The 17,349-nt window shown below is 61.5% G+C and carries 19 protein-coding genes; 16 read left to right on the plus strand and 3 right to left on the minus strand.

What is annotated here, in order from left to right; genetic code table 11:
* Nucleotides 1-49 precede the first annotated feature (49 nt).
* The 14 genes from HJB91_RS19260 (at nt 50) to HJB91_RS19325 (ending at nt 11,998) form a co-directional block, all read left to right on the plus strand.
* Nucleotides 50-1,042 carry an LLM class flavin-dependent oxidoreductase gene (locus HJB91_RS19260; protein WP_210633524.1) on the plus strand — a complete coding sequence of 331 codons (993 nt, stop codon included), beginning with the start codon at nt 50-52 and terminating at the stop codon, nt 1,040-1,042.
* 25 nt (nt 1,043-1,067) lie between these two features.
* A complete protein-coding gene (locus tag HJB91_RS19265; RefSeq protein WP_221155729.1) occupies nt 1,068-2,417 on the plus strand; it encodes an LLM class flavin-dependent oxidoreductase in 1,350 nt (449 codons plus the stop codon).
* 17 nt (nt 2,418-2,434) lie between these two features.
* Entirely contained in the window at nt 2,435-3,634 is a 1,200-nt protein-coding gene (locus tag HJB91_RS19270) for a M20 aminoacylase family protein (RefSeq protein WP_210633526.1), read from the plus strand.
* Complete coding sequence (locus HJB91_RS19275; RefSeq protein WP_210633527.1) at nt 3,631-4,185, plus strand: GNAT family N-acetyltransferase; 555 nt, start codon at nt 3,631-3,633, stop codon at nt 4,183-4,185. The genes HJB91_RS19270 and HJB91_RS19275 overlap by 4 nt, the downstream gene beginning before the upstream one ends.
* Before the next feature lie 35 nt (nt 4,186-4,220).
* Nucleotides 4,221-5,996 (plus strand): amino acid ABC transporter permease/ATP-binding protein, encoded by a 1,776-nt coding sequence (locus HJB91_RS31155; RefSeq protein WP_210633528.1) that lies wholly within the window; start codon nt 4,221-4,223, stop codon nt 5,994-5,996.
* A gap of 91 nt (nt 5,997-6,087) precedes the next feature.
* Nucleotides 6,088-7,032, plus strand: a complete 945-nt coding sequence (locus HJB91_RS19285) for an ABC transporter substrate-binding protein (protein ID WP_210633529.1) — start codon at nt 6,088-6,090, stop codon at nt 7,030-7,032.
* 72 nt (nt 7,033-7,104) lie between these two features.
* On the plus strand, nt 7,105-8,043 hold the full coding sequence (locus tag HJB91_RS19290; RefSeq protein ID WP_221147223.1) for an ABC transporter substrate-binding protein: 939 nt from the start codon (nt 7,105-7,107) through the stop codon (nt 8,041-8,043).
* 15 nt (nt 8,044-8,058) lie between these two features.
* Nucleotides 8,059-9,093 carry an LLM class flavin-dependent oxidoreductase gene (locus HJB91_RS19295; RefSeq protein WP_221147222.1) on the plus strand — a complete coding sequence of 345 codons (1,035 nt, stop codon included), beginning with the start codon at nt 8,059-8,061 and terminating at the stop codon, nt 9,091-9,093.
* A 67-nt stretch (nt 9,094-9,160) separates the two neighbouring features.
* A complete protein-coding gene (locus tag HJB91_RS19300) occupies nt 9,161-9,757 on the plus strand; it encodes a 2-hydroxychromene-2-carboxylate isomerase (protein WP_210633532.1) in 597 nt (198 codons plus the stop codon).
* Nucleotides 9,758-9,877: 120 nt separating this feature from the next.
* Nucleotides 9,878-10,438, plus strand: coding sequence for an FMN reductase (msuE, locus tag HJB91_RS19305; RefSeq protein ID WP_210633533.1), 561 nt, complete (start codon nt 9,878-9,880; stop codon nt 10,436-10,438).
* A 10-nt stretch (nt 10,439-10,448) separates the two neighbouring features.
* Nucleotides 10,449-10,646: a hypothetical protein gene (locus HJB91_RS19310; RefSeq protein ID WP_210633534.1), complete on the plus strand. Its 198-nt coding sequence runs from the start codon at nt 10,449-10,451 to the stop codon at nt 10,644-10,646.
* A gap of 121 nt (nt 10,647-10,767) precedes the next feature.
* Nucleotides 10,768-10,938, plus strand: coding sequence for a hypothetical protein (locus tag HJB91_RS19315; protein ID WP_210633535.1), 171 nt, complete (start codon nt 10,768-10,770; stop codon nt 10,936-10,938).
* Nucleotides 10,939-11,099: 161 nt separating this feature from the next.
* On the plus strand, nt 11,100-11,681 hold the full coding sequence (locus HJB91_RS19320) for an alpha/beta hydrolase (protein WP_210633536.1): 582 nt from the start codon (nt 11,100-11,102) through the stop codon (nt 11,679-11,681).
* 11 nt (nt 11,682-11,692) lie between these two features.
* A complete protein-coding gene (locus HJB91_RS19325; protein WP_221147221.1) occupies nt 11,693-11,998 on the plus strand; it encodes a hypothetical protein in 306 nt (101 codons plus the stop codon).
* A 97-nt stretch (nt 11,999-12,095) separates the two neighbouring features.
* Here HJB91_RS19325 and HJB91_RS19330 read toward each other — a convergent pair whose 3' ends face one another.
* The 3 genes from HJB91_RS19330 to tauA are packed head-to-tail and all read right to left on the minus strand — an operon-like array spanning nt 12,096 to nt 14,805.
* Nucleotides 12,096-12,950, minus strand: coding sequence for an ABC transporter permease subunit (locus tag HJB91_RS19330; RefSeq protein WP_221147220.1), 855 nt, complete (start codon nt 12,948-12,950; stop codon nt 12,096-12,098).
* Nucleotides 12,947-13,735 (minus strand): taurine ABC transporter ATP-binding protein, encoded by a 789-nt coding sequence (locus HJB91_RS19335; RefSeq protein ID WP_210633539.1) that lies wholly within the window; start codon nt 13,733-13,735, stop codon nt 12,947-12,949. The genes HJB91_RS19330 and HJB91_RS19335 overlap by 4 nt, the downstream gene beginning before the upstream one ends.
* A 56-nt stretch (nt 13,736-13,791) precedes the next feature.
* On the minus strand, nt 13,792-14,805 hold the full coding sequence (gene tauA / locus HJB91_RS19340; RefSeq protein WP_221155730.1) for a taurine ABC transporter substrate-binding protein: 1,014 nt from the start codon (nt 14,803-14,805) through the stop codon (nt 13,792-13,794).
* A 201-nt stretch (nt 14,806-15,006) separates the two neighbouring features.
* Between tauA and HJB91_RS19345 the strand changes: the two genes are divergently transcribed.
* Together HJB91_RS19345 and HJB91_RS19350 are read left to right on the plus strand one after the other, a co-directional pair.
* The gene (locus tag HJB91_RS19345) at nt 15,007-16,377 is read left to right on the plus strand and encodes an FAD/NAD(P)-binding protein (protein WP_221155731.1); all 1,371 of its coding nucleotides are present in this window, start codon (nt 15,007-15,009) and stop codon (nt 16,375-16,377) included.
* A 135-nt stretch (nt 16,378-16,512) separates the two neighbouring features.
* Nucleotides 16,513-17,208, plus strand: a complete 696-nt coding sequence (locus tag HJB91_RS19350; RefSeq protein ID WP_221155732.1) for a GntR family transcriptional regulator — start codon at nt 16,513-16,515, stop codon at nt 17,206-17,208.
* The last annotated feature ends 141 nt before the right edge of the window (nt 17,209-17,349 follow it).

Below are 17,349 nucleotides of genomic sequence, written 5' to 3' on the forward strand. Positions count from 1 at the left end.
ACTGATTTTATAGAGTAAGTTTTGCAACCATTGAGCGGATCGCGGCGTCATGACTTACCTCCTCAGCCTTCTCGACAAAAGCCCGATCGAACAGGGCCTTTCCGCCGTGGACGCGTTGAGGGCGACGGTGAAGATCGCCACCCGGGCCGAGGAACTCGGTTATCACCGATTCTGGGTCGCCGAACACCATAACATGTCCAACCTGGCGAGCTCCGCACCGGAAGCGTTGATCGCCTACCTTCTCGCCAGGACCTCCAAGATCCGCGTCGGCTCCGGCGGCGTCATGCTGCAGCATTATAGCGCCTACAAGGTTGCCGAGACCTTCAATCTACTGGCTTCGCTCGCGCCCGGCCGCGTCGATCTTGGAGTCGGCAAAGCGCCGGGCGGTTTCCCGCTATCGACGCGGGCTCTGCAGCTTGCCGTCGATCCGTCTAGGAAGCCGGATTTTGCACGCCAACTTTCGGACCTCAATACCTATCTCGCCGCCGACCCCAACTACGACGGCGCGCAGGCAACGCCCTTTCCGCCGATGGCTCCTGAACGTTTCCTGCTCGGCGCCAGTGTCGAAAGCGCCGAACTCGCTGCCGAGAAGGGCTGGCAGCTCGTCTTCGCCGGCCACCTGAACGGCGATCCTGACAATCTCAGCAAGACTTTCGCGGCCTATGAGCGGGCATCCGGCGGCAAGCGCCCGATCCTGGCGCTCGCCGCCTTTGCCGCCGAAAGCGAGGAATATGCCCGCGAGCGCGTCGGTAGTCTGCGCATCGTCAAGGTGTTCCTGCCGAGCGGCCAGACCGTCAATGTCGGCAGTGAGGAGCAGGCAGCCGAATTTGCCCGTCAGGCGGGCGTCACCGACTACCGCATCGAGGAAAAGGTGCCGAGCGTGCTCCACGGCACGGCCAAGCAGATCCGCGGGGAACTGGACCAGCTTCACCGCCGGTACGGCGTCAAGGAGTTCGTCCTCGACACGCCGGCGCTTTCAACCGCCGACCGCCTTGCCTCGATCGAGCTGCTCGCCGCCGAGCGGCTGTCCCTCGTCGCCTGACCCTTTTCAAGGAGGATCGAATCCCATGACTCAGAAACACGTCACGTTCGGCATCATGCTGCAGGGGCCTGGCGGCCATATGAATGCCTGGAAGCATCCGAGCGGGCCAGCCGATGCCAGCGTCAATTTCGACTTCGTCGTCGAAACGGCACGCAAGGCGGAGGCTGCCGGCATCGCCTTTGCCTTCGTCGCCGACGGACTTTATATCAACGAACACTCGATCCCGCATTTCCTCAACCGGTTCGAGCCGATCGCCATTCTCTCGGCGCTGGCAGCCTCCACCTCGAAGATCGGGCTTGTCGGCACGGTCTCGACCTCCTACAGCGATCCCTTCACCATCGCCCGCCAGTTCGCCTCGATCGATCTCATCAGCGGCGGCAGGGCAGGGTGGAATGCGGTGACCTCGCCGCTCGAAGGCTCGGGGCGCAATTACAGCCGCGAACATCCCGAGCACGAGCTGCGCTACGAGATCGCCGAGGATTATATCGAAGCGATCAAAGGCCTCTGGGATTCCTGGGACGACGATGCTTTCGTGCGCAATCGCGAGACTGGCGTCTTTGTCGATAAGACGAAGATGCATCGGCTCAACCATAAGGGCCGTTTTTTCCGCATCGAGGGGCCGCTCAACATCGGCCGTTCGAAGCAGGGCCAGCCCGTCGTCTTTCAGGCCGGTGCTTCGGATTCCGGTATCCGGCTTGCCGGCAAACATGCCGATGCCGTCTTCACCAATGGCGGGCCGTTCGATGAGGCGCAGACCTTCTACCGGCAGCTCAAGGACAGCGTGATTGCGCATGGCCGCAGTGCCGCGGAAGTCGGTATCTATCCAGGCATCGGGCCGATCGTCGGAGCGACGCCCGAGGAGGCGGAAGCCAAGTACCAGGCGATCCGCGATCTCGTCACGATCGAAGAGGCGCTCCTCTACCTCGGCCGCTTCTTCGATCATCATGATTTCAGCGTCTACCCGCTCGACGATCAGTTCCCTGAACTGGGCGATATCGGCAGGAACAATTTCCGCGCCACCACCGATCGCATCAAAAGGACAGCACGGGAAAAAGGGCTGACGCTGCGCCAGGTCGCGCTCGATTCAGCAACGCCGCGCACTGCCTTCATCGGCACTGCCGAGCATATCGCCGACGAGATCATCCGCTGGGTGGATCATGGCGCCGCCGACGGCTTCATCCTCGGCTTTCCCGTCATTGCCGAGGGCTTCGACGATTTCGCCCGATATGTCCTGCCGATCCTCACCGAGCGCGGCTATTTCGATCCCGTCCTGAAGGGCGAGACGCTGCGCGACCATCTGGGCCTGCCCTTCCGCGAAAGCCGCTATGCGACCGCTACGGATGAGCTCGAACGCGGAAAGGCTGTCGGCGCCTGAGGCGCCGGCGAACCGCCATGGACGTCATCGCTCAGAACCCGTGCAGCAACGATCCGGTCGAGAAGGGCATCGCCTGCTATCTCGATGAAATCATCGCGCTGCGCCATGATCTGCACCAATATCCCGAGCTGGCGTTCCAGGAGCTGAGGACCAGCAAGCTCGTGGCATCCCGCCTTTCCTCCTGGGGCTATGAGGTGGCGACGGGCATTGCCGGCACCGGCATCGTCGCCACCCTCAGGCGCGGCGAAGGCAAGAGGCGCCTTGGCATCCGGGCCGATATGGACGCGCTGCCGATCGAGGAGGCGACCGACCTTGGCTATGCCAGCAGCAACCCCGGCGTCATGCATGCCTGCGGCCATGACGGGCACACGTCCATCCTGCTGGCGGCTGCCCGCTATCTCGCAGAGAGCGGCACTTTCAACGGCACGCTCCGGCTGATCTTCCAGCCGGCGGAAGAGATCGGCGCGGGCGCCCGAAAGATGATTTCGGAAGGGTTGTTCGAACGTTTTCCCGTCGATGCGGTGTTCGGGTTGCACAACTGGCCCGGTGTCGCGGCAGGTCAGTTCGGCTTTGTCACCGGCCCCGCCATGGCGTCGGTCGACCAGGCGGTCGTCAGGATCATCGGCAAGGGCGGCCATGGCGCCGAGCCGCACCGCGCCGTCGACCCGGTGCTGGCGTCGGCCTCCTTCATCACCGCGCTCCAGAGCGTCGTCTCGCGGAATGTCGATCCGCAGGACATGGCGGTCGCCACCGTCGGCTCGATCCATGCCGGATCCGCCTCGAACGTTATCCCGGAAAGCGTGGAGATGAAGCTCACCATGCGGGCCTTCAGCGAGACGGTCCGCCAGCTGCTGCAGGAGCGCATTCCGGCCCTTGCCCGCGCCCAGGCCGAAAGCTTCGGCGCCGAGGCTGACGTGAACTACCGGCTCGGTTTTCCGGCGCTCATTAATCACGCAAAAGAAACGGCCTTTGCCCGCGACGTCGCCTATGACGCGCTCGGTCTTGCCGCGATCGAGAAGGATTTCCGGCCGAGAACCGCAAGCGAGGATTTCGCCTTCATGCTGCAGGCCAATCCCGGCAGCTATCTCTTCGTCGGCAATGGCGACAGCGCTCCTCTCCACAGCGCCCATTACGATTTCAACGACGCGATCATCGCGCCGGCCGCCCGCTATTGGGTGCGCCTCGCGGAAACCTTCCTCACTGAAGACAACGGGTGATGAACGATATGAGCGATTCGTTTCTCTATACGACCCCTCTCGATCCCCGCGCCAAGCCGCTGATCGATGAGCTGATCTACGAATATGACAGCCGCTACGGCAATTATTTCAACGCCGAGGGTGCAGCGGCCGAGCTCAACCGCTATCCCCCCGAGGCCTTCGCGCCGCCTCATGGCAATTTTCTGCTGTTGATCCGGAATGGTGAAACCATCGGCGGCGGCGCCTTCAAGCACTATGACGATCGCACGGCCGAGTTCAAACGCATCTGGACGCGCTCCGATCTGCGCCGCCAGGGCCTCGCGCGCAAGGTTTTGGTGGAGCTGGAAGCCCAGGCCGCGCGCCAAGGTTATGGCAGGATCTATCTGACGACCGGTTTCCGCCAACCGGAGGCCGTCGGCCTTTATCTGAATTATGGCTACACCGCGCTCTTCGACACGGCTGCCGACCCCGAGATCTACAAGAGCCTGCCCTTCGAAAAGGACATCACCCATCTCGCTGCGCCGGCTTTCGAAAGCGAACCGCGCCTGAAGGTGGCCGGCGCAAGTCTCTGAAACGGCAGACCGACAATCATAAAAGGGAAACAACAATGGCACTGACGACGGATTTTGCAGGCCTCGAGCCCGCCAGCGGGACGGCAGAACCGAGGCAGGACACTTCCCGTTACCGCATCGTGCCGGCCCGCCATCCCGAGCGGCTGGCGGGTACGATATTCGCCGCTGTCGTCATCGTCGCGGTGCTCTATTCCACCTTCACCAATCCGCGTTGGGGTTGGGGTGTCTTTGCCGAATGGTTCTTTGCCGAACCAGTGCTCGTCGGCCTTGGCAGGACATTGATCCTGACCGCGCTCGCCGCCGTTTCCGGCTCCATCCTCGGAACGGCTCTGGCGCTCGCCCGTGTTTCCAAGTCGCCGCTGCTATCAGGCCTTTCCTGGGGCTATATCTGGCTGCTGCGCTCGATCCCCATGATCGTGCTGCTCTTGATCTTGAACAATCTCGGCTACCTCTACGAAACGATCAGGATTGGGGTTCCCTTCACCGACACTGTCTTGTTCAGCTATCCCACCGTGCAACTGCTGACGCCTTTTGCCGCTGCGTACCTTGGCCTCACGCTCAACCAGTCGGCGTTTTTCGCCGAGATCGTCCGCGGCGGCATTCTGTCGGTGGATCATGGGCAGCTGGAGGCCGCAGCCGCGCTCGGTCTGCCGCGCCGCCGCCAGGCTTTCCGCATCGTGCTACCACAGGCCATGCGCTCCATCCTGCCGACCGGTTTCAACGAGCTCATCGGATTGGCAAAAAGCACATCCATGGTTTACGTGCTGGCGCTGCCGGAGCTCTTTTACACGGTCCAGGTCATCTACCGCCGCAATCTCGAAGTCATTCCGCTGCTGATGGTCGCGACGGTCTGGTATCTGATCATCATGACCGTGCTCTCGGTCGCCCAGCACTATATCGAGCGCTATTTCTCCAGGGGCGCCGTGCGCAATCCGACGCCGCTGCCCTTCCAGGCATTCCTGGAGCGCTTCCGCCGTCCGCTGCCGGCCCTCGATAATACGACCGACAGAGCACGCAATCTCGGGTTCCATGACTCGACGGCACTGCGGACAGGCGGTGCGGTGCGCATCCACGCTATCTCCAAAAGTTTCGGATCGTTGAAGGTGCTCGATGGTGTCGAGCTCAACCTGGCGGCGGGCAGCGTGACGGCCCTCCTGGGCCCTTCCGGTTCGGGAAAATCGACTCTGCTGCGCTCTATCAACCATCTGGAACGTGTCGACGAGGGCTTCATCTCCGTCGACGGCGACTTCGTCGGCTACAGCAGGAAAGGAGATACGCTCTATGAGCTCAAGGAAAAGGATATCCTCAAGCGCCGCGCCGATATCGGCATGGTTTTCCAGAGCTTCAACCTCTTCCCGCATCTGACCGTTCTCGAAAACCTCATCGAGGCACCGATCCAGGTTCGCGGCATCGGCCGCGAGGAAGCCGTGCAATTGGCGCGGGAACTCCTCGCCCGTATCGGCCTCAGCGACAAGATCAACGCCTATCCGCGCCAGCTCTCCGGTGGCCAGCAGCAGCGCGTGGCGATCGCCCGGGCGCTGGCGCTCCGCCCCAAGGTTCTGCTCTTCGATGAGCCGACTTCCGCGCTCGATCCGGAACTCGTCGGCGAAGTGCTCGATGTCATCAAGGAACTGGCCCGCACCGGCACGACGCTCGTCATCGTCACCCATGAAATCGGTTTCGCCCGCGAGGTCGCCGACACCGTCGTCTTCATGGAAAGCGGCCGTATCCTGGAGGCTGGCCCTCCGGCCCGGATCTTTACGCAAGCGGAACATCCTCGAACACGCGAATTCCTCGCCAAGGTTCTCTAGCGCCGACAACGCTGGTGAAATGCCGGGCCGCGACGGGCTGCTCCGGTCGAATGACAACAATCACAACCTTAAGATGAAGTGGAGAAGGGGCATGACATTTACAAATAGAGCAAGGCTTCTGATAGCGGGAGCCGTCACTATTGCGGCGGTCGTTTTCGGTTCCGCTCAGGCGCAGCAGAAGTTCGATCTCAGTCCCGAACAGCCGAACCGGCTGCGGGTGGAAAAGAACGAGAAGCGCATCGCCGAAATCAAGGACTTCAAGTTCGTCGAAAAGGGCGTCTTCACTGTCGGCATCAGTTCGAGCGGCAATCTGCCGCTGCACGACTACGCCTCCGATTCCAAGACCGTCATCGGCTATGACGTCGATCTCGCGCAGGCGATTGCCGACAGCCTTGGCCTGAAGCTTAACCTCGTGTCTGTCGCATGGGCCGATTGGCCGCTCGGGCTCACCTCCGGCAAGTTCGACGCGGTAATCTCGAACGTGACGGTCACGGAAGAGCGCAAGGAGAAATTCGATTTCTCGACCTACCGCAAGGATGAGCTCGGTTTCTACGTCAGGGCCGATAATCCGATCAGCTCGATCAAGCAGCCTAAGGATATTGCCGGTCTGAAGGTCATCACCGATGCCGGCACCAACCAGGAGAAGATCCTGCTGGAATGGGATCGGCAGAATGTCGCGGCCGGCCTGAAGCCGATCGAGGTGCAATATTACGACGATGACGCGGTCAAGGATCTTGCCGTCCAGTCTGGCAGGGCCGACGCCGTCTTCAGCGTCAACGCGACGCAGGCCTATTCAGCGGGGATCAACGGCAAGACCAAGCTCGTCGGCACGGTCAGCGGCGGTTGGCCGATCACCGCCGAGATTGCCGTCACCACACGCAAGGGCAGCGGACTTGCCGCACCCGTGACCAATGTCGTCAATGATCTAATCGCCAGCGGCGCCTATAAGAAAATCCTCGATGCCTGGAATCTCGGCCCCGAGGCGATCGACAAGGCGCAGACCAACCCGCCCGGCCTGCCGAAGAGCGGTTCATAACGTTCACTTGACGGACCGGCATGTGGGCCGGTCCGTCTCCTGCTTTTCGATGCAAACGGAGACATATCGACCGTGACGACCTTTCCCGCGATCCGCACCTTCTTCTACGCAGCGCTGACGGCTGCCTTAACCGGCTTCGGTGCAGCCCAAGCGGCAGGGGAATTCGACCTCAGCCCGCAGCAGCCGGGCCGGCTTCATGCCGCCAGGAACGATGCGGCGATCGCTGCGATCCCGAAGGATTTCAAGTTCGTTACACCTGGCAAGTTCACCATCGCCGTCAGCCCCAGCGGGCCTCCGCTTGCCACCTATGCCACCGACGCCAAGACAGTGGTCGGGGCCGATCCCGATTATGCCTATGCCGTCGCCGACAGTCTTGGCCTGACGCTGGAGATCGTTCCGGTCGCCTGGATCGACTGGCCGCTCGGTCTGACTTCGGGCAAATACGATGCCGTCATCTCCAATGTCGGCGTCACCGAGCAGCGCAAGGAGAAGTTCGATTTCTCCACCTATCGCCAGGGCCTGCACGGCTTCTTCGTGAGATCTGACAGCTCCATCTCCTCGATCAAGGAGCCGAAGGACGCGGCGGGCCTCAGGATCATCGTCGGCGCCGGCACCAACCAGGAGCGCATCCTGGTGAAGTGGAGCGAAGAGGACGTCGCCGCCGGCCTGAAGCCGATCGAACTGCAATATTACGATGACGAGGCGGCAAGCCTTCTCGCGCTTCGTTCCGGCCGGGCCGACGTCATCGTCCAGCCGCATGCCCAGCTCGTCTTCATCGCCGCGCGTGACAAGAACATCAAGCGGGTCGGCACGTTGAGCGCCGGCTGGCCGGATCGTTCCGATGTCGCGATCGCCACCCGCAAGGGAAGCGGCCTGGCGGACGCGCTGACAATCGCCACCAATGGCCTGATCGAGGATGGTACTTACAAGCGGATACTCGAACACTGGCATCTTTCCGAGGAAGCCCTACCGGCATCAGAGACCAATCCGCCCGGCCTGCCGAAATATTGATCCGGAAAGCATGACATGAGCGGCCGCAATATATCGATAAGCCATATCGGCTTCCTCACGCCCGGAAACTATCCCGATGACGATCCGCTGTCGGGATTGGAGCAGACGCTCCAGCAACTGCAGTATGGCGAGGAACTGGGCTTCGACAGCGCCTGGGTCCGCCAGCGGCATCTGGAGCCGGGGATTTCTTCGGCCAGCGCCTTCCTGGCGGCGGCGACGCAGCGCACCAGCCGGATCGAGCTCGGAACCGCGGTCATTCCGATCGGTTATGAAAGCCCCTACCGGCTGGCCGAAGACCTTGCCACAGTCGATGTTCTCTCGCGCGGGCGGCTGAACATCGGCGTCAGCGCCGGCCGGCCGCTGCATGCCGAGCTGATTGGCCCGCTGGCCTTCGACGGAGACTGGACGAGCTATGATTTGTCGCACGCGCGGGTGCTGCGCTTTGCCGACAATCTGCGCGGCAGCTATCTCGGCGACGAGCAGACCTTCATCAAGACGCCCTTTGGTCCGCAGCGGCCGCGTCTGCAGCCCTTTGCCAGGGGCCTGGTCGACCGCATCTGGTATGGCGGCGGGTCGCAGCATTCGGCCGAATGGGCCGGCCACAACGGTTTCAACCTCTTGACGGGGAATGTGATAACCGGGGAGGGGACGGATGACTTCTTCGTCGCCCAGTCCCGGCTGATCGATACTTATCGTGCCTGCGGAACCGCGCGCCGGATCGCACTCGGCCGCGTTATCGTGCCTCTCGACAGCGCCGATGCGGCAACGCGCCGCCGCTACCGCGATTATACCGATGGCCGGCACGAGCGGACGCTTTCGCCGCAGGGCGAGCGGCGTACCTTGTTCGCCCGCGATATCGTTGGCACGTCGGAGGAGATATTGGAGCGGCTTTTTTCCGATCCGATCCTGCCCGAAGTCAGCGAGCTGAGGCTGGAACTTCCTTACGAATTCGAGCACGAGCAATATCGCCAAATCCTCCACGACTTCGTGGCAACAATCGCACCCGAGCTCGGATGGAAAGCGCAATCCGGAACTCGGGCCGCTTCCTAAATCTCGCCAGACCGACGATCTGCGCCATTCGATGGCTGAACATTCACTTTACGAGGAACATTCATCAGTGACCAAAACGGTAGAATATTTCTTTTCGATCGGCTCGCCCTGGTCATACATTGGATTCAACGCCTTTACCGAGCTGGCGGCGCAGAACGACGTCCTCATCACGCCCTATTTGACGACAGTGGTCGAAGAAAACGGCGGCATTTTTTCGCGCAACCGCCCGGAAATCCGCCGCGCCTACTGGATTCGGGATCTCAAACGCTGGGCCCGTGTGCGCGGCAAGCAACTGTGGCTCGAGCACCGCCCCGAGCTCAGCGACCCAACACCGGCGTCCCTCTTCGTGATCGCCGCCTATCTCGACGGGCAGGATTGGGTCGGCGTGGCCCGTGCTCTGCAGCATGCCTTCTGGAGCGAGGCGAAGGATATAGGCAAGGCGGATGTGCGGGAGGCGATCGTGAACGCCGCCGGTTTCGACGGCGCCGCACTGCTCAGGCGCCAAGCCGACGACGATGTTCAGAACAAATGGTCGGCCGACCGCGTGCATGCGCGCGACAGCGGCGTCTTCGGCTTTCCGACCTACGTCCATGACGGCGAGATCTACTGGGGACAGGACAATCTGCCCTTCCTCGAACGTCATCTGCGCGGCGACAGGCCTTAGGCGCAATCAACCGGGCGAAGACGAATATTTTTTCACCCCGGCGAGCAAGGAGAGACGCCCATTCCTTTAATCTATCAATTTTATAGACAATAGTTGAAGCAATCACAGAGAGGAAAACTGATGTCAGGTTTCAAACTCGTCGGCATTGCTGGCAGCTTCAATCGTCCATCGAAGACACTGGCCCTCGTCCGGTATGTCGCCGAACGCGCAAGTGATCGATACGGCTTTACGAGCAAGACCTATGATCTCAATGATGTCGGTCCCTCACTGGGAAGCTCCTTATGGCGCAAAGACCTCGATGAGCAGGCGAGGCGCGTCCTCGACGAGATCGTGCATGCCGATGCCCTGATTATCGGCTCGCCGACCTACAAAGGCTCCTATCCCGGCCACTTCAAGCACCTCATCGATCTGATCGACCCGCACGAATTGCGGGCGAAGCCGATCATCATCACGGCGACCGGCGGCGGCGACCGGCATGCGCTGATGGTCGAGCATCAGCTTCGACCGCTGTTCGGGTTTTTCATGGCCCATACGCTGCCGACGGCCGTCTACGCCTCCGATCGCGATTTTATCGACTACGGGGTGTCGTCGGATGCGCTTTCGAACCGCATCGGCGAAGTGGTCGGGGAATTGGCGGCTTTCTTCCCCGAGGTAAAGCCGGCACTGGCGGCGGCCGAATAGGGTGGCCGCCATGCTCCGATCTCAGAAGGCGGCGCCGGACGATGCGGAAAGGCCCGAAGCGGGCGAGCAGATGTGGAGTGTCTTCGAATTCGCTCGGCGCTATCGCCTCGCCAAGCGGGAAGAGAACCGTCTGCTGATGCTCTATGGACCGAGCGCACCGCTTGGCGATCTTCTCGCCAACGCGCGACGTCATTCGCTGATTTCCTGATGCAGTTCGCCCAAAAGTGCGCAGCGGTTTTGGCATTACGACATCAAAGGCGCTCCGCATAAATCCGATTTGATGCGATGCGCTTTCGCCCGAGAACATCAGTTCCAGACAGGAGATTCGCATGAAGTTTGATTTCCACTTCTGGCTGAAGCTCGCGATCGGCCGCTTCCTTGATCCGAAGCCAGCGCGAAAGTTTCAAAACGAATTGCTCATCCGCGACGAAGAGCGCGACCGGTCTGCACGCGAATACGAACTTCATTATTGGGGCGCTACACCCGGCCATTGGTATTGAGGAGGTGGTATGATGGCAATCGTCATCGAGACCGGCCTCCGCCGGCACGCTGCTGTAAGAGCAACGGGAAGCCTTATGTCGCGATTCCGGCATGCGGTCGGGGTCTGCACGATAGCGGGCTCATTCACATTTCTGTTCGCGCTGGTGATCGGGTTGATTCGATGAGTGATGTGCTCATTCTTCCCGGCCTGTTCGGTTCGGCTGAAGGACATTGGCAACAGCACTGGCTGCAGGACCAGCCGGGCAGTCGTTGCGTTACCCAGGACGATTGGGACCATCCGAACCTTGACCGCTGGCTGCTTCGACTGGAAAGTGCGCTCGAAGAGGCTGGCGAGGCCTATCTCGTTGCCCATAGTCTCGGATGCCTGCTGGCCGCCCGGCTCGCCGGACGGAGCGCGGCGCGCCGCGTGAAAGGGGCCTTGCTTGTTGCGCCATGCGACTTGGCGGTCACGGAAATTCTGCATCCGGGGCATATCTCGTTCGGCGAGATGCCGACAGCGCCTTTGCCTTTTCCTTCCGTCGTCATCGGCAGCATGAATGATGCTTACATGGCCGTCGACCGGTTGACCCTGTTCGGCCGCCTGTGGAATGCCGAGACCAGGAATATCGGCCTTGCCGGACATATCAACATCGCGAGCGGCTTCGGCCGTTGGCGCAACGGTTACCGGCTGCTGGAAGGCTTGAAGACGCAGGCGCGGGGTCGACATAATATCGCTTCCGCGTCGCCGGCCTTTGCGATGTGAATGGAGCCGGAATGTCCGATATCGTCGCCGATCTCCTGCGCCTGAGCGAAGATCCCAATGCCGACCCGAGAAGCAGGCGCCGGCAGACGATGGAGCGGCTGGTGCATGCGCTCCTTCGCATGACCGATAGCCAGGTTGGACCGGAAGATGCGCACAGCCGCCAGTCACTCCTCCATCTGACGACGATCATCCGCGACATGACCACAAGGATCGCCGAGGCCGATGCGACATTCTCGGCGATTGTGAGGGAGGCGGCGATGCTGATACGCAGCCTGGAGCGTCGTCGAACCGATGCGGCCAGGTTTACGGTGCATTGAGACTGAGCGCGCCGTGCGTCTTTTCGGACGCACAAAGAATGCTGCTAACTCCCTGACTCTCCGCGTCGTAAATTGAAGGAGCCGCTGAATTGCCCGCTCAAAGCTTGCCTTTCCACGGAACGAGGAAGGCCTCGAGGAAGCGGATGGCGGCCGAAAATGTGAAGGCGCAGATCGCGATGATGGCGATGCCGACAAACACGACGTCAGTTGCCAGGAACTGCGAAGCCGACATGATCATGAAGCCGATGCCGCGGGTGGAGGCGATCAGTTCGGCCGCAACCAGCGTGCTCCAGCCGACACCGAGCGCGATGCGGATGCCGGTGAGGATCTCGGGCAGGGCCGAGGGCAGGACAATGTCCAGGAAGAGCTGCAGCCGGCTTGCTCCGAGCGAACGGGCGGCATTGACGCGCTCGATCGGCAACGACCGAACGCCGGCCTGAGCCGAGAGGCAGATCGGTGCGAACATCGCAAGCACCAGGAGCGTGATCTTCGACGTCTCTCCGATGCCGAGCCAGATGATCATCAGCGGCAAGTAGGAAAGGGGCGGAAGCGGCCAGTAGAATTCGATCGGCGCGTCGAGCACGCCTTTTGCCCAGCGGTTAAGCCCCATGAGCAAGCCGAGCGGAATGCCGGCGGAGATTGCGATGAGGGCGGCGACCACGATGCGAAACAGGCTCGCAGAGACATGCTCGAAGAGCGATGCCCCGGCATAACCGTCATGATAGATGACGCCGATCTGCGTCAGCACCTCGTCCGGGCGCGGCAGAAACAGGTGCGGAACGACGCCTAGCGCGGCGACGAACCACCACAGCAGCAATATGGCGAGGGCCGTGGCGACGCTGATGGCCACCGTCGATTTCTCGCCTGCGCCGAAGGCGGCCATTTTTACCAGCTTGACCTGGCGATCCTCGGTGTGAGCCGCAATCGGCGGAGCCTGTGTTATATCGCTCATGCGACGCTCCTCAAATCTTCGTTGCTGTGGAGAATGGCGCGTATCTGCTGGCGCAACTCGGCAAATTCTGGCGAGGCCTTGATCGAGCGGGCATCTCCTGTTTCGGCAAAGCGTGTGACGAAGTCGAGGTCGAAGCGGGCGACGACGCGCCCCGGCCGAGGCGACATGACGAGCACCTGCGTGCCGAGGAACAGAGCCTCTTCGATCGAATGGGTGATGAAGAAAACTTTCTTTGCCGTCTTGTTCCAGACGGAAACCAGCAATTCCTGCATCTGCTCGCGCGTCAAGCTGTCGAGCGCGCCGAACGGTTCGTCCATCAGCAGGATGTCGGGATTGGTGGCCAGAGCCCGCGCGATGCCGACGCGCTGACGCATGCCGCCCGACAATTCGTAGGGAAAGGCGCTGGCGAACTCGTGGAGACCGACGAGCCGGAGCAGCTCCAGCGCCTGCGCTTGCCGCTCCTTCCGGCCTACGCCGGCGAATTTTAGCCCGAGCGCGACATTGTCGACGACTGACTTCCAAGGCAGCAGCGAGTCCTTCTGGAAGACGACGCCGCGGTCGGCGCCCGGACGTTCAACGCTGCGGCCATCGAGCGTGATCCGGCCATCCGAAAGCGGAAGAAAGCCGGCAATCGCGTTAAGAAGGGTCGACTTACCGCAGCCCGAGGCTCCGAGTGCGACGACAAAACCGCGTTCGGGAATATCGAAAGACACGCGATCGAGCGCGTGAACGGTCCGCCCGTCGCGGGCGGAGAAGAAAACGCTGGCGTGATCGACTTTGAGCATAGGGGAACTCGCGCGTTAGGCGCCGGCGCGGCAAGCCGCGCCGGCGCCGGGGAGGATCAGTTTGTGGCGCCGGCGAGCGCGTCGACGGTGACGAAGCTGCCGTAATTGTCCAGCACGCCGGACACCTTGCCCTGCTCCTTCAGGAAGGATGCCGTGTCCTTGAGGATCTTGCCGGCCCCCGCCTTTTCTCCGCCGCCGAGCCAGGCGTCCGATGCCTGGACTTCGGGCGTAAGAAGCGTCAGGTTCTTCAGGGCCGAGGCCTGCTGCTCGGGCGTTCCGCCGAGAAGCTTGGCGAGTGACTTGGCATTGTCGCTGTCGGGACCCCAGGCGGCTTTGTCCGCCGCGAAGGATGCGTAGTATTTGGTGACGACCGAAGCGAAGCTCTTGAGGAAATCCGGATTGTCGGCGGCGAACTTCGAGGTCGCAACCCAGGCGGAAAAGGTCGGTGCACCCTTGTCCGCCACGTCCTTGGAGGTCACAAGGACCTTGCCGTTCTTTTTCAACTCTGTCAGCGCCGGATCCCAGACGAAGCCGCCGTCGATATCGCCGCGATTATAGCTGGCAACGATTTCCGGCTGGGGGATGGCGAAGACCTGGACGTCTTTTTCGGTCAGGCCCAGCGATTTGATCAGCGCCAGCAGCTGATAGTGATCCGTCGACACGGGCGCGGCGGCAAGCTTCTTGCCCTTCAGATCGTTCAGGCTTTCGATGCCGGAGCCGCTACGGACGACAAGAGCCTCGTCGATCCCCGAGATGGACGCCAAGTAGAAGGCTTTGACCTCGAGCCCGCGTGATACCGCGGCCGCGAACGGGCTGGAGCCGACATAGCCGACCTGGACATCGCCCGAGGCAACGGCGGCAAAGATCTCAGCGCCCGAATTGAACCTGCGGAAGTCGATATCGTATCCCGTCGTCTTGGCAAATTCACCATTGGCGATCGCGACCGATGACGGTAGCGCATCAGTTTGATAGCCGACGACGACCTTCTTGTCGGCCGCTTCAGCGACGACAGCCGTTGCAAGAGTTCCGACGCCGACGGCGATCGCGGCAATGAAATTTCTGAAATTCATCTTGAGCCCCTTTGTTCAGGGCCACATCCGGCCCTTGATCTCACCCTCAAAAGGGTAATGGTTGAGAACGGGCTAGCGGGAGGAATAACAAACTATATTTATAGACTATGGAGACATTTGTTTTCGTGATTCTGCTGCTTGCGCGGTCCCCGGAACGGGTGAGCGGCAGGAGCCAAGGTGCAGACCCTCAGGGAGAATGCGTTGATATACGATGTTATCGTGGTCGGTTCTGGGTTTTCGGCGATAGCCGTAACCTGTAATCTCATCGAGCAGCTTCCAGCTTCGGCGACGGTTGCCGTCGTTGGCGACGATCCCGGCTTCGGCCGCGGGACGGCGTACCGGACGGAACTCTATCTTCATCGTCTCAACGTGCCCGCGGGCCGGATGAGCCTGATGCCGCATCAGCCCGACGACTTTGTCGACTGGTTGAAAAATCGCGGACGGAGGCTGCAGGCCGGCGATTTCGCTTCGCGCAGCGATTACGGCCTGTATGTCAGGGATACGCTCGCGCAGCTGCTTCGGAAGCGGGACGGCCGCTGTCGGGTTGATTTCATCCGGGCCAAGGCAGCGGGATGCGTGGAACGTTGCAACAGCACTCTGGCCTTCCATCTCGGCACTGGCGACGAGATTGCCGGCAGGAACGTGGTGCTCTGCCTTGGCGTCGGCAACGCCAACCTGCTCATCGATCCGGCTGGCGTGCCACTGTCGGCGCGATCGCGGATAATCGAGAACCCGTGGCGGCTCTCCTGGCTGAGACGTGTCGCATCGTCCGATACGGTCTGCATCCTCGGTTCCGGCCTGACGATGATCGATCAGGTTCTGGCTCTGCGCGCTCACGGCCATAGAGGCAGGATCGACGTGCTTTCGCGCCGCGGGCTTGCGCCGCTCGGGCATGCGAGGAAACTGCCCGCGCCTCTGAAGATCGATGTTGAGGCGCTTCCCGGTACGATCAGCGGCATATTGAAGTGCTTGCGGGAAAAGGGCAGGTCGGTCGACGACTGGCGGAGCGTGATGGATGGCCTGAGGCCTCAAACGCAGGCTCTCTGGCAACGGCTTTCCAGCAAGGAACGGGCCCGTTTCCTCAGGCATGCGCTTCCCTGGTGGAACATCCACCGTCACCGCGTCGCGCCTGACGTGTTCGACAGGTTCGACCAACTTGTCTCGGAGGGAACCGTTCGATTCCACGCCGGTTTCCTGAAATCGCTCGAGGCCGAGAAGGGCAGGCTCGTTGCCGGATACAGGGTCAGAGCGACACGCGATCTCGCCGCAATCAAGGCGGATTGGGTGATCAACTGCACGGGAATGGAGCGCGCCGGGATCAGCCATTCACCGCTTTTGAAGGAAATGAGCCGGTCTCAGCTGATCGCCGCCGATCCTCTCGGCCTCGGCATTCAGGTGGATGCCGCTTCCGAGGTCATAGGGCCATCCCGGATCTCGCCTGTCCGGCTGTTTGCGGTGGGAGCCTTGACGGCGGGACAATTCTGGGAAATTACGGCCGTCCCCGACATTCGGGTGCAGGCCAAGGCCGTGGTCGAAGAGATCGTCGCGCAGCGGCCGGCGGCCGAGTCATAGACCGGCTATCCCCAGTGGTCGGTTCGGTGCTTGTTGAATTGCCGGCCGCCGACAGCTACAGTGCGTGGTACGCCATAATACGATTTCGAATTCGGCTGCCGCAGCGTGTGAAGCCGGTCAACACTGAGGTGCAGAATGAGCGGCGGTCTGAAGGACGCAACAATCAGGGTCGAGCGTCCTGCAAAGACATTGCGGGAATTGGCGCTCGACAAGGTCCGGGAAGCCATCGTGAACGGCTATTTTCGTCCAGGAGATCGGCTTGTCGAACGTGACCTCTGCGCCCAACTCGGCGTCAGCCGGACTGTCGTGCGCGAGGTTCTGAGACACCTGGAATCGGAAGGGCTCGTCGCCAATCTGCCGAACAAGGGACCGATAGTCGCCCAACTCGGCATCGAGGAAGCCAAGCAGATCTATGAGATCCGCGGTGCTCTCGAGGGCATGGCGGCGCGGCTCTGCGCGGAGCACAGCAGCCCCCAGATCGTCGCGGCGCTGGAAGAATCTCTGAACGAAATACGCAACAGCTATCGCGACAACGATATGGCGGGAGTGCTGACCAACACCTCTTCCTTCTATCAGACGCTGTTCACGATGGTTGACAGGCACGTAGCCTGGGGTGTCGTCAATCTCCTCACCGTGCGCATAAACCACTTGCGCTCGATGACGATTAAAACGGAGAGGCGCGGCATTGAAGGGCCGGCGCAGATGGCGAAGATCGTCGACGCCATCCGTCGCGGCGACGGCGAGGGGGCTTACCGGGCGGCGATGGATCATGTCGCTGCCGCGAGCGCGATTGCTGAAGCGGTGCTGTCGGCCAAAAAGTCAGCCGAGTAAACCCTGCAACCGCCGCAGCTTCCATTGGAAGCGGGCGAAGCATTCGCATCATCGATTTCTATCAGCATACGTGGTCAAGATGCCGGAGGGCCCACACTCCCGCTTGACACCCAGTTTGTCTGATGTGATGGTATGCCATAA

This window comes from Rhizobium sp. NLR10b, from assembly GCF_019685435.1.
Taxonomy (GTDB): Bacteria; Pseudomonadota; Alphaproteobacteria; order Rhizobiales; family Rhizobiaceae; genus Rhizobium.